The sequence below is a fragment of the Paractinoplanes ferrugineus genome (assembly GCF_016862195.1).
In the GTDB taxonomy this organism is placed as follows: Bacteria; Actinomycetota; Actinomycetes; order Mycobacteriales; family Micromonosporaceae; genus Actinoplanes; species Actinoplanes ferrugineus.
In genome coordinates this window covers 1-14,445 of the sequence record NZ_BOMM01000054.1, presented here as the reverse complement: position 1 = coordinate 14,445, position 14,445 = coordinate 1, and the positions used below count along the sequence as shown (strand labels likewise).

General features: G+C 72.1%; 12 protein-coding genes and 1 pseudogene. All 13 read left to right on the top strand.

The features are described 5' to 3' along the window. Window positions 1–4 precede the first annotated feature (4 nt). On the top strand, window positions 5–1,522 hold the full coding sequence (locus Afe05nite_RS30715; protein ID WP_203820748.1) for a UDP-N-acetylmuramoyl-L-alanyl-D-glutamate--2,6-diaminopimelate ligase: 1,518 nt from the start codon (window positions 5–7) through the stop codon (window positions 1,520–1,522). Then, on the top strand, window positions 1,519–2,967 hold the full coding sequence (locus Afe05nite_RS30710) for a UDP-N-acetylmuramoyl-tripeptide--D-alanyl-D-alanine ligase (protein ID WP_203820747.1): 1,449 nt from the start codon (window positions 1,519–1,521) through the stop codon (window positions 2,965–2,967). Before Afe05nite_RS30715 ends, Afe05nite_RS30710 begins: the two co-directional genes overlap by 4 nt. Further along, a complete protein-coding gene (mraY, locus tag Afe05nite_RS30705; protein WP_203820746.1) occupies window positions 2,964–4,067 on the top strand; it encodes a phospho-N-acetylmuramoyl-pentapeptide-transferase in 1,104 nt (367 codons plus the stop codon). The genes Afe05nite_RS30710 and mraY overlap by 4 nt, the downstream gene beginning before the upstream one ends. A gap of 66 nt (window positions 4,068–4,133) precedes the next feature. Continuing rightward, window positions 4,134–5,516 carry an FtsW/RodA/SpoVE family cell cycle protein gene (locus Afe05nite_RS30700; protein ID WP_203820745.1) on the top strand — a complete coding sequence of 461 codons (1,383 nt, stop codon included), beginning with the start codon at window positions 4,134–4,136 and terminating at the stop codon, window positions 5,514–5,516. Beyond that, window positions 5,516–6,622, top strand: a complete 1,107-nt coding sequence (murG, locus tag Afe05nite_RS30695) for an undecaprenyldiphospho-muramoylpentapeptide beta-N-acetylglucosaminyltransferase (protein ID WP_203820744.1) — start codon at window positions 5,516–5,518, stop codon at window positions 6,620–6,622. Before Afe05nite_RS30700 ends, murG begins: the two co-directional genes overlap by 1 nt. Before the next feature lie 49 nt (window positions 6,623–6,671). Beyond that, the gene (gene murC, locus Afe05nite_RS30690) at window positions 6,672–8,093 is read left to right on the top strand and encodes a UDP-N-acetylmuramate--L-alanine ligase (protein ID WP_203820743.1); all 1,422 of its coding nucleotides are present in this window, start codon (window positions 6,672–6,674) and stop codon (window positions 8,091–8,093) included. A 6-nt stretch (window positions 8,094–8,099) separates the two neighbouring features. Then, the gene (locus Afe05nite_RS30685; RefSeq protein WP_239118307.1) at window positions 8,100–8,867 is read left to right on the top strand and encodes a cell division protein FtsQ/DivIB; all 768 of its coding nucleotides are present in this window, start codon (window positions 8,100–8,102) and stop codon (window positions 8,865–8,867) included. Between the two features lie 284 nt (window positions 8,868–9,151). Beyond that, window positions 9,152–10,270: a cell division protein FtsZ gene (ftsZ, locus tag Afe05nite_RS30680; protein ID WP_203820742.1), complete on the top strand. Its 1,119-nt coding sequence runs from the start codon at window positions 9,152–9,154 to the stop codon at window positions 10,268–10,270. After that, window positions 10,233–10,985, top strand: a complete 753-nt coding sequence (locus Afe05nite_RS30675) for a YggS family pyridoxal phosphate-dependent enzyme (RefSeq protein WP_203820741.1) — start codon at window positions 10,233–10,235, stop codon at window positions 10,983–10,985. Before ftsZ ends, Afe05nite_RS30675 begins: the two co-directional genes overlap by 38 nt. Window positions 10,986–11,234: 249 nt before the next feature. Continuing rightward, entirely contained in the window at window positions 11,235–11,939 is a 705-nt protein-coding gene (locus Afe05nite_RS30670) for a cell division protein SepF (protein WP_203820740.1), read from the top strand. A 35-nt stretch (window positions 11,940–11,974) separates the two neighbouring features. After that, window positions 11,975–12,280: a YggT family protein gene (locus Afe05nite_RS30665; protein WP_203820739.1), complete on the top strand. Its 306-nt coding sequence runs from the start codon at window positions 11,975–11,977 to the stop codon at window positions 12,278–12,280. A 43-nt stretch (window positions 12,281–12,323) separates the two neighbouring features. Then, window positions 12,324–13,142 (top strand): DivIVA domain-containing protein, encoded by an 819-nt coding sequence (locus Afe05nite_RS30660; RefSeq protein ID WP_203820738.1) that lies wholly within the window; start codon window positions 12,324–12,326, stop codon window positions 13,140–13,142. 37 nt (window positions 13,143–13,179) lie between these two features. After that, window positions 13,180–13,360 (top strand): annotated as a pseudogene (locus tag Afe05nite_RS30655) (hypothetical protein); the annotation flags it as partial. Window positions 13,361–14,445 lie beyond the last annotated feature (1,085 nt).

Sequence of the window (14,445 nt, the reverse complement as noted above, 5' to 3'; positions counted from 1 at the left end):
CGCCGTGCCCGCAGTTCCACGTCCCGAGACAGTCGCACCGCTGCGGCTGACGCGCCTGGCGGCACTTCTGCCGGCCTCGCTCAGCGGTGAAGACATCGAGGTCACCGGCATCACGCACAGCAGTCGCGAGGTGCTTCAAGGTGATCTTTACGCGGCGCTGGCCGGTGCGAACCGGCACGGCGCGGAGTTCGCGGCGGACGCCGCGGCGGCGGGGGCGGTGGCGGTCCTCACCGACGCCGCGGGCCGCGACGCGGCGCTCGCGACCGGCCTGCCGGTCCTGGTGACCGACGACCCGCGGGCGGCGCTCGGCGCCGCTTCCGCGGCGGTCTACGGCGATCCCTCGGCCCGGCTGCTGATGATCGGCATCACGGGTACGGCGGGCAAGACCTCCACGGCCTATCTCGTCGAGTCCGGGCTGCGCGCCGCCGGCCTGACCACCGGCCTGGTCGGCACCGTCGAGACGCGTCTCGGCGACCTGGTGGTGCCCAGCGTGCGCACCACCCCGGAGGCGACCGACCTGCAGGCGATCCTGGCCGCGGCGGCGGAGAAGGACGTGACCGCCGTGGTCATGGAGGTCTCCAGCCACGCGCTCGCGGTCGGCCGGGTCAACGGGATCGGGTTCGCCGTCGGCGGCTACACCAACTTCGGTCTCGACCACCTCGACTTCCACACCGACGCCGACGACTACTTCGCGGCCAAGGCCAAGCTGTTCGACGGGCGCTGCCGGGTCGAGGTGCTCAACCACGACGACCCGGCGCTGCGGCCGCTGTTCAAGCCGGCCACGATCAGTTATTCGGCGGCCGGCGACACCGAGGCCACCTGGTGGGCCTCGGCGGTGCGGCCGTCCGCGTTCGGGCAGCGGTTCCTGGCCCACGGCCCGGCCGGCCTGCGGGTCGAGGCCGGGGTGTCGCTGCCCGGCCGGCACAACGTGGCCAACGCGCTGCTGGCGCTGGCCGCGCTGACCGCGGCCGGGATCGACCCGGTGACCGCCGCCCGCGGCATCGCCGCCTGCCCGGGCGTGCCGGGCCGGCTGGAGCGGGTCGAGGCGCCCGGCGACGTGCTCGGCGTGGTCGACTACGCCCACAAGCCGGACGCGATCGTCGCCGCCCTCACCGCCCTGCACGAACTGGCTACCGCCCGCGGTGGCCGGGTGATCTGCCTGATCGGGGCCGGCGGCGACCGGGACAAGGGCAAGCGGCCGCTGATGGGGGCCGCCGCCGCGCGCGGGGCCGACCTGGTGATCGTCACCGACGACAACCCGCGCACCGAGGACCCGGCCGTGATCCGGGCCGCCGTGCGGGCGGGCGCCGAGGAGGCCGGCTCGGCCACGAAGATCATCGAGATGCCCGGCCGCCGGACCGCCATCGACGAGGCGGTCCGTCTCGCCGGGGCCGGTGACGTCATCGCGCTGCTGGGCAAGGGGCACGAACGGGGTCAGGAGGTCAACGGGGAGATGCTGCCGTTCGACGACCGGATCGAGCTGGCCGAGGCGCTGCTCGCCGCTGCGGGGGGACATTCTTGATCCGCATGACACTTGACGAGATCGCCGGGATCACGGGAGGGCGGCTCGTCAACGCGACGCTGTCGGTCGTCGTGTCCGGGCCGGTCGAGTACGACTCGCGGCGCATCGGGCCGGGCGGGCTGTTCGTCGCCTTCGAAGGGGAGAACGTCGACGGCCACGAGTTCGCCGGCCGGGCCGTCGCGGCCGGGGCCGCCGCGGTGCTGAGCACCCGCGACACCGGCGAACCGGGCGTGGTCGTCGAGGACCCGCTGGCGGCGCTGGCGGCGCTGGCCCGCGAGGTCGTCGCGCGGCTCGACGGCCTGACCGTGGTCGGCCTCACCGGGTCCTCCGGCAAGACCACCACCAAGGACTACATCGGGCAGTTGCTCGCGGGACTCGGGCCGACCATCGCGCCGGCCGGGTCGCTCAACAACGAGCTCGGGTTCCCCTACACCGTGCTGCAGGCGACCGAGCAGACCCGGTTCCTGGTGCTGGAGATGGGCGCGCGAGGTGTCGGCCACATCCGCTACCTGTGCGAGATCGCCCGGCCGGACGTCGGCGTGGTGCTCAACGTCGGGGCCGCGCACATCGGCGAGTTCGGTTCGGTCGAGGGAACCGCGCGGGCCAAGGGTGAACTGGTCGAGGCGCTGACGCCGGCCGGCACCGCGGTCCTGAACGCCGACGATCCGCTGGTGGCGGCGATGGCCTCGCGCACGACGGCCCAGCTCTGGACGACCGGGGAGTCGGACCGCGCGACGGTCCGCGCCACGGACGTCGTGGTGGACGCGGGCGGGCGGGCGGCGTACACCATCCGGTTCGACGGTTCCGCGGCCGAGGTCCGGCTCAAGGTGGCGGGGCGTCATCAGGTCGCGAACACCCTCGCCGCGGCGGCTGTCGCGCTCTCGCTCGGGCGCGAACTCGATGATGTCGCCGGGGCGCTCGGCGAGGTCGGGATCGCCTCGGCGCGCCGGATGGACGTCTTCACCCGGCCCGACGGTGTCACGGTGATCGACGACTCCTACAACGCCAACCCGTCCTCGACGGCGGCGGCGCTGCACGCGCTCGCGGCGATGGCGGCCCCGGGCCGCCGGATCGCGGTGCTCGGCTACATGGCCGAACTGGGCGACCACGAGGTGTCCGGGCACGTGGAGGTCGGCCGGCTCGCGGCCGAGCTCGGTGTCGACCGGCTCGTCGCGGTGGCCGACAACGCCCGTCCGATCCTGGACGGGGCGAGCGAGATCGAGGGCTGGACGGGTGCGGCGATCCTCGCCGAGGACCAGGCCACCGCCCTCGGCCTCGTCACGGGGGATCTGCGGGCCGGCGACGTCGTGCTCGTGAAGGGCTCCAGGTACCGCACCTGGGACGTGGTCGACGGACTGCGTCCCGGTGCGACCGGTGAGCGAAGCGAGCCCCGCAGTCGCGGACTCGGTCGGTTCAGCCCCCAGAAGGGTGAGGGTCGCCCGTGAGGGCAGTCATCGTCGCGGCCGCGGTCGCGTTCATCATCTCCCTGTTCGGCACACCGGTGGCGATCCGCGTCTTCACCGCGCTCAAGGCCGGTCAGCCGATCCGGACCATCGGGCCCGCCTCCCACCTGGGCAAGAAGGGCACCCCCACGATGGGCGGCGTCGCGTTCATCGTGGCGACCGTCTTCGCGTACGTCGCCGGGCACGTGGCGCTGACCACGCTGCCCGAACGGCAGATCGCGCAGGAGGGGCCGACCATGACCGCCCTGGTCCTGCTCGGCCTGTTCGTCTTCTGCGGCGGGGTCGGCTTCATCGACGACTTCCTGAAGGTGCGCCGGCGCAACTCCGACGGCCTGTCGGCCAAGGGCAAGCTGCTCGGCCAGGCGCTGGTCGGCGGCGGGTTCGGGGTCGCCGCTCTCTACGTGGCCAGCACCAACGGCCAGACCGTGGCGAGCGAGCACATCTCGTTCATCCGCGACATCGACTGGCTCGACGTCGGCAAGGTCGGCTCGGTCATGATGTTCGTCTTCGTCGTCACGGCCATGTCGAACGGCGTGAACCTCACCGACGGCCTCGACGGCCTCGCCACCGGCGCGTCGATCCTGGTGCTCGGCGCGTACGCGCTGATCGGCTTCTGGCAGTACCGCCACTGGTGCGCCGACACCGACTACGCCCGGGTCAACGACTACTGCTACCAGGTGCGCGATCCGCTGGAGATCTCGATGATCGCGGCCGCGGCGGCCGCCGCCTGTGTGGGCTTCCTGTGGTGGAACACGTCCCCGGCGCGGATCTTCATGGGTGACGCGGGCTCGCTCGGGCTCGGCGGCCTGATCGGCGGCCTCGCGGTGGCGACCCGCACCACGCTGCTGGCGATCATCATCGGCGGGCTCTTCGTCATCATCACGGTGACCTGGGTGATCCAGATCGTGTCGTTCCGGACCACCGGCCGGCGTGTCTTCCGGATGGTGCCGTTGCACCACCACTTCGAGTTGGCCGGCTGGAGCGAGGTCAACATCGTGGTCCGGTTCTGGATCGTCTCCGGCATCTGCGTGGCGATCGGGCTGGGACTGTTCTATTCCGACTTCCTGACGGTAATGGGATAGAGATCTCTCCGCGACACGCCACAGTCATGACGGGGACTCGCGTGTCGCGGAGCAGATGATGTGTCCATGGCGGACGACCGAACACAGACGGCACGCCCGTCCTTGAGCCGGCAGCTGCTGCCCGCGGTGCACGGGCTGCTCGCCCGGCCGCTCTCCTCGTACTACCTGCTGATCGCTAGCTCCGGCCTGCTGCTGCTGATCGGGCTCACCATGGTGTTCTCGGCGACCAGCGTGCAGGCGTACGCGAAGAACGGCAACGCCTTCACCGCCGTCACCCACCAGGCGATGTACGCGGTCCTCGGCTTCCTCGCGTTCTGGGTCTGCCAGCGGTTGCCCACCAGCACGTTGCGCGACGTCGGCAAGTACGTCCTCGGCACCGCGGTCGTGCTGCTCGGCATCCTCGACCTGCTCGGCGCGCTGGCCTCGGTCGGGGTGCTCGACAAGCCCCGGCTCGGCCCGGTCCACGCCGAACTGCTCTGGCTCTACCTGGGCCCGATCGTCCTGCAGCCGGCCGAACTGGCCAAGCTCGGCATGGTGCTGTGGGGTGCCGACCTGATCGCCCGCAAGGGCCCGGCGCTGGGCCACTGGCGGGAGCTGTCCCGCCCGTTGTTCCCGGTGATCGGCCTGTTGTTCGTGCTGGTCGGCTACAACGACCTGGGCACCATGCTGGTGCTGCTGGCCCTGATCGTCGGCCTGCTGTGGGCGGCCGGGATCCGGTTGCGGGTGTTCGCCGCCCTGGGCGTACTCGGCCTGGCGGGTGTCGGTCTGCTCATCGCCGCCGCCTCCGGCGGTGCCGGTTCCGGCTCGGCCGACGCCGACAACTACCGGCTGGCCCGCCTGACCAACTTCCTCCAGCCGATCGAGAACTGCGACCTCAACGGCCCCTGCTACCAGCTCATCCAGGCCCGCTCGGCGATCTTCGAGGGCGGCTGGTTCGGGGTCGGGCTGGGCAAGGGCGCGCTGAAGTGGGACTGGCTGCCGCACGCCGACAACGACTTCATCTTCGGGGTGGTCGCCGAGGAACTGGGGGTGGTCGGCTGCGCGGTGGTGCTGGCCCTGTTCTCGGTGCTCGCCTACACCGGTTTCCGGATCGCCCGCCGCTCGCAGGACCCGTTCCGCCGCCTCGCGGCCACCGCGATCACCACCTGGCTGGTCGCCCAGGCCGTGATCAACATCGGCGGGGTGACCGGCATGCTGCCCATCACCGGCCTTCCGCTGCCGTTCATCTCCGCTGGTGGCAGTGCCCTCGTGGTGATCCTCGCGGCGATCGGCATGCTCGCCTCGTTCGCCCGGGCCGAGCCCGACGCGGCCAAGGCCCTGAACGCCCGTCCGCCGTCGAGATGGGTACGCCTACTATGGGCCCCGCTGCCGCCGCTCCCCCCGCACCGGCAGCCGGCCCCGAAGGATGGCCGGGCGACGGCCGGCAGCGGGGTCGGAAGGAGACGGTGATGCTGCGGTCAGTAGTGCTCGCCGGAGGAGGCACCGGCGGTCACATCTATCCGCTGCTCGCCTTCGCGGACGCCGTGACCAGGCACTTCCCCCAGGTGCGGATCACCACCCTGGGCAGCCCCAAGGGCATGGAGAACGAGCTGATCCCGGCGGCCGGTTACGACCTGCGGGTCATCCCGGCCTTCCAGCTGCCCCGCTCGGTGAACATGAACCTGCTGCGCACCCCGGACCGGATGTACAAGTCGTCGCACGCGGCCGGCAAGATCCTCGAGGAGGTGCAGGCCGAGGTCGTCGTCGGCTTCGGCGGCTACGTCTCGGTCCCGGCCTACCTCGCGGCCTGGCGCCGGGACGTGCCGATCGTCATCCACGAGGTGAACGTGCCGCCGGGCGTCGCCAACCGGATGGGCATGAAGTTCACCAAGAACATCGCGGTCGGCTTCCCCAACCAGCCGCAGGCGGCCGAGTCGCTGCGCGACGCCCGGGTCGTCGGCGTGCCGCTGCGCACCGCGCTCACCCACCTCGACCGGGCCGCGCTGCGCCCGCAGGCGCTCTACCAGTTCGGCCTGCGGCCCGACCTGCCGGTGCTGTTCGTCTCCGGCGGTTCCTCCGGGGCCCGCACGATCAACCTGGCGGTGGCCGCGGCGGCCAAGCGCCTGGCCCACGCCGGCATCCAGGTGCTGCACGTGCAGGGCGGCCGCAACGAGCCGTTCGACGTGCCCACCGACCTCCCGGTGCCATACGTGGTGGTGCCCTACCTGTCGGACATGCAGCTCGGCTACGCCGCCGCCGACCTCATGCTCTGCCGCGGCGGCGCGATCACCGTGGCCGAGACGACCGCGCTCGGCGTCCCGGCCGTCTACGTGCCCTACCCGCACAGCAACCAGGAACAGAAGCGAAATGCCCTACCGGTGGTGCAGGCCGGTGGCGGCATATTGGTCGACAACGCCGAGCTGACCCCCGAGTGGATCGAGCAGCACATCATCCCGTTGGCGCGTGACCGCCACCGGCTCGCGATGATGGGGCACGCCGCCTCGCAGTACGGTCGGCGCGACGGCGACGAGGCGCTTCTGGAGTTCGTCCTGGAAGCGGTGGCGCAGAGTCGATGAAGGGCATGGGCGCGATGGAGAGCACCGGCGCGATGAAGGGGACTGGACAGTGAACACCGCGGAGTTGACCCCCGCCGGCAAGCTGACCGCCGAGGAACTGGGCAGTGTTCATCTGATCGGCATCGGCGGGGTCGGCATGGCCGGCCTGGCCCGGTTGCTGCTCACCCGCGGCGTGCCGGTCTCCGGCAGCGAGCTGCGCGAATGGCCCGCCCTGGCGGCGCTGCGCGCGCTCGGCGGCACCGTGCACATGTCGCACGTGGCGTCCAACCTGGAGGGTGTCGACACGGTCGTCTTCTCCACCGCCATCCCGCAGGACCACCTGGAGCTGGTCGAGGCGCGCCGGCTCGGCCTGCGCATCCTGCACCGCTCCGAGGCCCTGGCCGCGGCGATGACCGGCCGGCAGACCATCGCGGTGGCCGGCACCCACGGCAAGACCACCACCACCTCGATCATGACGGTGATCCTGCAGCATGCCGGGCAGGACCCGTCGTTCGTGATCGGCGGGGAGATCTCCGAGGCCGGTTCCAACGGCCACCACGGCACCGGGCCGCACTTCGTGGCCGAGGCCGACGAGTCCGACCGGTCCTTCCTGATCTACCGGCCGCACGTCGCGATCATCACGAACATCGAGGAGGACCACCTCAACAACTGGGGTGACCTCGACGGTCTCAAGGCCGGCTTCCTGGAGTTCGGCTCGCTGGCCGACGGCTTCGTGGTGACCTGCGCGGACGGCCCCGGCACCGGCGAGCTCATCGCCGGCCTGCGGGCCGCGGGCAAGACGGTCTGGACGTACGGCGAGGCCGAGGGCGCCGACCTGCGGATATCCGACGTCACCTCGTCGACCAGCGGGGTCCGCTACGCGGCCGAGCTGGACGGCCAGCCGCTCGGTGAGATCAAGCTGGCCCTGCCCGGCAAGCACATGGGCCTCAACAGCGCCGCCGCGGTGCTCACCGGCCTGCGCCTGGGCCTGCCGCTCGACAAGATCGCCGAGGCGCTCGCGTCGTTCCCGGGGGTGCGCCGCCGCTTCGAGCGCAAGGGCATCGCCGCCGGGGTGCGGGTCTACGACGAGTACGCGTACCACCCCACCTCCGTCAAGGCGGCGCTGCTGACCCTGCGCGAGGTGGCCGGCGACGGCCGCCTGCTGGTGGTCTTCCAGCCGTACCGGGTCTACCGCACCCGCGACCTGCAGGCCGAGCTGGCCGAGGCGCTGGCGATCGCCGACGAGACGATCGTCATGGAGGTCTTCGGGCCGGGCGAGATGCGCGGGCCGGGCGAGGGTGGGGTGGCGCTGACCGCGGCCATCGACCTGCCGGCCGGGCACAAGGTGTTCGTGCCCGACTGGCAGGACGTGCCGGCCGAGGTGCTGCGGCGCAGCCGGCCCGGCGACGTGGTGGTGACGATGGGCGCGCCGCCGATCTCGCTGATGGGCGACGAGCTGCTGGCCGTGTTGTCGTCGGAAGCGCCGGAGTAACCGGCGGTGAGCGGGGGCGGGCGTAACTGGCGGCTGGTGCGGGCCGGCACCGACGCGGTGCCGCCCTCGGCCCGGCGTTTCATGGCGCGCGCCCGCCAGCGGCGGCTGCGTGCGCTGCTGCCGTGGGCGATCGCGGCCGGGGTGGCGCTGGTGCTCGGCGGTCTGGCCTGGATCGTGTACGCCACGCCGGTGCTCGGCGTCCGCGAGGTCCGCGTCGTCGGCACCCAGTTCCTGACCCCGCTGCAGGTCGAGCAGGCGGCGGCGGTGCCGATGCGCGAGCCCCTGGCCCGGCTCGACCTCGACGCGGTCAAGGGCCGGGTGCGCGGCCTGCCCGCGGTCGACCACGTCATGATCAAGCGGAGCTGGCCGTCCACGCTCGTCGTCGAGGTGGTCGAGCGCACCGCGGTGGCGGCGGTGCCGGCCGCCGCGGGCAAGCTGACCCTGATCGACGCGACCGGCGTGCCGTTCCGCGAGGTGACCCGGCAGCCGGACGGCCTGCCGCTGCTGAACACCCCGGCGCCCGGCCCGGCCGACATCAACACCAGGTCGGCGCTGGCCGTGCTCGGCGCGCTCAGCACCGACCTGCGCGAGCAACTGGTGGCGGTCTCGGCGGCGGCCCCCGCGCAGATCAAGCTGGAGCTCACCAAGGACCGCGTGGTGCTCTGGGGCGACGACACCGAGAGCTCGCTGAAGAGTCAGGTGGCCACGGTGCTGCTGACGAAGGCGGACAAGCAGATCGACGTCAGCGCGCCGACCGTACCGACGATTCGATAGCGGACATCTGGGCACGAACAGCGTATTTTGCGTGAGGTTACGGCCGCGTCGGATATTCGCCACGTAAGCGGGCCCCGACACGCCGCGCCGGTCCTTGGCTGACGCGTGCCCGCCGCTTACGTTGCCTCCAGAGGTTGCATGGTTGACATAACCCTGAGCCTCTAGTAGAGGGTGAGGGTTTCCTCGCCCTCCCTTGTACGGCAGCGGATGTCGACTGCGGTTCCGGGCCGGAGCCGCATGGGCCCACGACATCCGCCAACCCCGAAGGGAAGGCTGAGAGCCCGATGACACCTCCACACAACTACCTGGCCGTCATCAAGGTGGTCGGTATCGGCGGCGGCGGCGTCAACGCCGTGAACCGCATGATCGAGGTGGGGCTCAAGGGAGTCGAGTTCATCGCGATCAACACCGACGCGCAGGCGCTGCTGATGAGTGACGCCGACGTCAAGCTCGACGTCGGCCGGGAGCTCACCCGCGGCCTCGGCGCCGGTGCCCAGCCCGAGGTCGGCAAGAACGCCGCCGAGGACCACCGGGACGAGATCGAAGAGGTGCTCAAGGGCGCCGACATGGTCTTCGTGACGTGCGGCGAGGGCGGCGGCACCGGCACCGGCGGCGCGCCCGTGGTCGCCAACATCGCCCGCAAGCTGGGCGCGCTCACCATCGGCGTGGTCACCCGGCCGTTCTCGTTCGAGGGCAAGCGCCGCCAGGTGCAGGCCGAGACGGGCATCGACGAGCTGCGCAACCAGTGCGACACCCTGATCGTCATCCCGAACGACCGGCTCCTCGCCCTCGGTGACCGCGGCATCAGCATGATGGACGCGTTCCGCCAGGCCGACCAGGTGCTGCTCTCCGGTGTCCAGGGCATCACCGACCTGATCACCACGCCCGGTCTGATCAACCTGGACTTCGCCGACGTCAAGAGCGTCATGAGCAACGCCGGCAGCGCCCTGATGGGCATCGGCAGCGCCCGCGGCGACAACCGCGCGGTCGAGGCGGCCGAGCGGGCCATCTCCAGCCCGCTGCTGGAGCAGAGCATGGACGGCGCGCGCGGCGTGCTGCTCTCCATCGCCGGCGGCTCCGACCTGGGCCTGTTCGAGATCAACGACGCGGCGCAGCTGGTCACCGACGCGGCGCACCCCGACGCGAACATCATCTTCGGCGCGGTCATCGACGACGCGCTCGGCGACGAGGTCCGGGTCACGGTGATCGCGGCCGGCTTCGACGGCGGCACCCCGTCCTACAAGCCGAGCGAGCCGGCCCGCAAGGTCGTCCCGCCGGTGCAGACCCCGCCGCCGGCCAGCAACCCGGTGGTCAGCACGCCGCAGGCCCCGCCGGCGCAGACGCCGCGCCGGGTGCTCTTCGACGATGTGGACGTGCCGGACTTCCTCAAGAACGGCTCCTGAGGACGCGGTGACCGACGTCGCGCGGCGCGATCAGCTCGCCGCCTCCCTCGCCGAGGTGCGCGAGCGGATAGCGCGCGCCTGCGTGGCGGCCGGCCGGCCGGTGGACGCCGCCCGGCTGACCGCGGTCACCAAGACCTACCCGGCGAGCGACGTCATCCTGCTGGCCGGGCTGGGCGTCACCGACGTCGGGGAGAGCCGCGACCAGGAGGCGGAGCCCAAGGCCGCGGCGGCGCGCGCGGCCGGGGCCGCCCCGCGCTGGCACTTCATCGGGCAACTTCAACGGAACAAGGCGAGATCAGTCGCCGGGTACGCCGATGTGGTCGAGTCGGTGGACTCGGTGCGCCTGGCCACGGCGCTGGAGCGGGCCGCCGTGGACCGGCCGGCGCCGCTCGAGGTGCTGATCCAGGTGAGCATCGACGACGATCCGGCCCGCGGCGGGGCGGCCGGTGACGAGCTCTGGCGGATCTCCGACGTGGTGGCCGCCGCGCCGGCCCTGCTGCTCGGCGGTCTGATGGCGGTCGCGCCCCGGGACTGGGAGCCCGACCGGGCGTTCGAGCGGCTGGCCGTGCTCTCGGCCGGGCTGGCCGAGCGGCACCCCGGTGCCACCACGATCTCCGCGGGCATGAGCGGCGACCTCGAGGCGGCCGTCCGGCACGGCGCGACACACGTCCGGATCGGCACTTCTTTGCTCGGAATGCGAAACACGCTGCGGTAGCCTTGCGGCGGGCAGCAAACTACATGGGTGTTGTTCTGACGTAGCCGGTCCGGATCGGACGGTCGGCGCTCGCCAGGGGGATGCGGTGCGCCGTGGGGGCGCGGCCGCAGTGGCGGTCAGGGCAATGGGGGACAGCGTGATGTCGGACAACGCGATGTCGGACAGCGCGGCGGCGGACAGGGCAGTGGCGGACAAGGTGGGGGACATGGCAGGTCGGGACACTTTCCGGATGCGGAATGGGGTGGGGGCATGAGCGCGATTCGGAAGGCGGGCGTCTGGCTGGGCCTGGTCGAGGAGGAGGACGACCGCGACTACGCCGACCACGACTACCGCGAGCCGTCCTACCGGGGCGGCCGGGATCGTGACCGCGACCGTGACCGCTACTCGAGCTCCCGCTACGCCGACATCGACGAGGACGACGAGGCCGACGAGGAGGAGCGCGCCGTTCCGCGCGCCCGCAACGAGCGCAGCCGGGTCTCCGAGCGGCTGTCCCGGGCCGACCTCGACGACCACGATCGGGTGGATTCCACCGATCGCGCCCGGGTGCGCTCGATCACCCGCCCGTCGTCGGCCGAGGGCGCCCAGATGGGCTACGCCACCCGCGACAACCTCGCCCTGGCCCAGCCGGCCGCGCCGATGCCGCAGCCGCAGGCCCGTCCGGTCGAGGAGGAGCAGCGTTACCAGATCACCACGCTGCACCCCACCACCTACCGCGAGGCCCGCACCATCGGTGAGCACTTCCGCGACGGTGTGCCGGTCATCATCAATCTCACCGAGATGGATGAGGGGGACGCCCGCCGTCTGGTCGACTTCGCGGCCGGTCTGGCGTTCGGTCTTCGCGGTACGATCGAGCGCGTGACCAACCGGGTTTTCCTGCTCTCTCCGGCAAATGTCCAGGTCACCGCTGAGGACAAGGCCAAGATCGCTGAGGGTGGGTTCTTCAACCAGAGCTGACCCGCACAGCTCACCCGACTGGGGGACCCTCAGACGTGCTGTCGATCCTGTTCCAAATCCTCTACCTTGTGGTCTATCTTTTCGTCCTGGTCCTGCTGGCCAGGTTCGTCCTGTCCGCGGTCCTCCAGTACGGACGGCGGTGGCAGCCCGGCAGGGGCGCGTCGGCGGCACTCGAAACGGTGTGGAGCGTCACTGACCCGCCTCTGAAGGCGTTGAGGCGTGTGATCCCACCGCTGCGCATTGGTAACGTGAGCTTGGACCTGGCTTCCATCGTGCTGCTGGTTATCCTGTTCGTGCTCATGGAGTTCGTGCTCGTGAAACTGATCAACGCGTACAGCTAGAAAGCAGCCCCCACCGCGGCCGCAACTGACCCGAGGAGTTTCGATGCCGCTGACTCCGGCCGACGTGCACAACGTGGCCTTCAAGAAACCCCCGATCGGCAAGCGGGGGTACGACGAGGAGGAGGTCGACGCCTTCCTTGACGAGGTCGAGCGCGAGCTCGCCCGTCTGATCGAGGAGAACAACGAGCTGCGCGCCCAGGTGGAGCGCGGTGGCCGGGGTGGCGCGCCAGCCGTCTCGGGTGCCGACCCCCGTCTCGCCGCCGAGCTCAACGACGTCAAGGCCCAGCTGGACCGCGTGCAGCGGGACAAGGCGCAGGCCGAGCAGGCCGCGCGCCAGATGCAGGCCGAGCTGGAGCAGGTCCGGGCCCAGGGCCCGGTCGGCGCTCCCGCCGGTGGTGGCACCGGTGACGGCGAGCAGCAGGCCCTGCGGGTGCTGATGATGGCCCAGCGCACGGCCGACGACCACGTGTCCGACGCTCGCCGCGAGGCCGACAAGCTCCTCTCCGACGCCCGCTCCAAGGCCGAGGAGGTCACCCGCGAGGCGCGGGCCAAGGCCGACGCCCTCGAGCGTGACGCCCGTCAGCGCCACCAGGAAGCCATGGGCGGCCTGGACGCCAAGCGGTCGGCGCTGCAGAAGCACATCGAGGAGCTCAAGCAGTTCGAGCGGGAGTACCGCACTCGACTCAAGGCCTACCTGGAGAGCCAGCTGCGTGACCTCGACGGTCGCGGCCAGGGTCTCGAGGCCGAGATGACGCGTGCCGACTCCGCCCGCGCGGTCGGCGGCTCCGGCGGTCTCGCCGCGGCGGGCCTCGCCGGCTCCTACGGCGGCACCCGCACCGGTGCCATCGAGTCCGGGCGCTGACCTTTCCACCCCCGGTTACCACGACGAGGGATGAGCCATGATCGTTGCCAGCCTGTTGCTCATCCTCGTCGCGGTGGCGTTGCTCGTCCTGGGCCTCATCGGCGGATCGAGCACCTTCCTCATCAGTTCGATCGTGGCCAGTCTGCTGGCCGCGGTCGCCCTGGTGATCGGCGCGCGCCAGAACGCCACCGCCCGCCGCGCCGCCGAGACGACACCCCAGCCGGCCGCTCCTCGCCAGGACGAGTTCGCAGCGCCGGCCGATTCCTTCCCCGCCGGGCCCGCGACCGCCGAGCCGCCGTACGCCGCCGGTCCCGCTTACGCCGGTGATCCCGCCTATGCCGCCGAGCCGCCGTTCGCCGCCGATCCCGCTTACGCCGACGATCCGGCCGGCCCGGTCTTCGCCGCCGAGCCCGAGTTCCTGGCCGAACGGCGCGGCCGCGGCCCCGCCGCGGCGCAGGACCGGCGCGAAACCGTCCAGTTCGACGCCGACGATCTCGACGAGGCCTACGACGCCGGGCGCCGCGACGCCGTCGCCGGCATGACCGCCGGCCCCGCGGATGCCCGCCGCGACACCGACGTCGACGACCTGCACACCCCCGCCGACCGGGCGTTCGGCCGCACCCCCGGAGACCCGGGTCCCGCCGGTGTGAGCGCCGAGCCCGGCCACGGGCGGGCGGAGCAGCGTGCCGAGCCCGACTACGACCTGGCCTCCGGCCTGATCGGTTCGGCCCGCAGCGACAACCCCGGTGCGAACGCCTGGCGGCACGCCGAACCGGCCGCGACCGACCTCCCCGGCGCGGGCCGGCCCGGCGAGAGGCTCGCCGACCCGGGCCCGGCCGGCACCGGACCGGGCAACACGGGTCCGGGCAACACGGGTCCGGGCAACACGGGTCCGGGCGACTCCGGCCCGGCCGGCGCCGGGCTGGGCGGCGCCGGGCTGGGCGGCGCCGGGCTGGGTGACGACGGGCTGGCGGAGCCCGCCGAGGACGACCCGGCTGACGAGCCGCTGCCGCAGACGGTCAGCCCGAGCGACGCCGTCCGGGTGGCTCGGATGGATGCCGAGGTGCTGGTGGTCGACGGTCGCCCGCGCTACCACGTGCCGGAATGTCAGCACCTGGTCGGCAAGCTGAGCGAGCCGATCCCGATCAACGAGGCCGTCGAGCTCGGCTTCAGCCCGTGCGGCCTGTGCCGTCCGGTCGATCGTCTGGTGGCGGCCGCGGCCCGGCCTTGACCGGCCCGGCCTTGACCGGCCCGGCCTTGACCGGCCCGGCCTTGACCGGCCCGGCCTTGACCGGCCCGGCCT

Coding starts and splice junctions, on each gene's coding strand:
- Afe05nite_RS30700 (WP_203820745.1), top strand. CDS start 4,134: ATGGCGGACGACCGAACACAGACGGCACGCCCGTCCTTGAGCCGGCAG.
- murG (WP_203820744.1), top strand. CDS start 5,516: ATGCTGCGGTCAGTAGTGCTCGCCGGAGGAGGCACCGGCGGTCACATC.
- ftsZ (WP_203820742.1), top strand. CDS start 9,152: ATGACACCTCCACACAACTACCTGGCCGTCATCAAGGTGGTCGGTATC.
- Afe05nite_RS30675 (WP_203820741.1), top strand. CDS start 10,233: ATGTGGACGTGCCGGACTTCCTCAAGAACGGCTCCTGAGGACGCGGTG.
- Afe05nite_RS30670 (WP_203820740.1), top strand. CDS start 11,235: ATGAGCGCGATTCGGAAGGCGGGCGTCTGGCTGGGCCTGGTCGAGGAG.
- Afe05nite_RS30660 (WP_203820738.1), top strand. CDS start 12,324: ATGCCGCTGACTCCGGCCGACGTGCACAACGTGGCCTTCAAGAAACCC.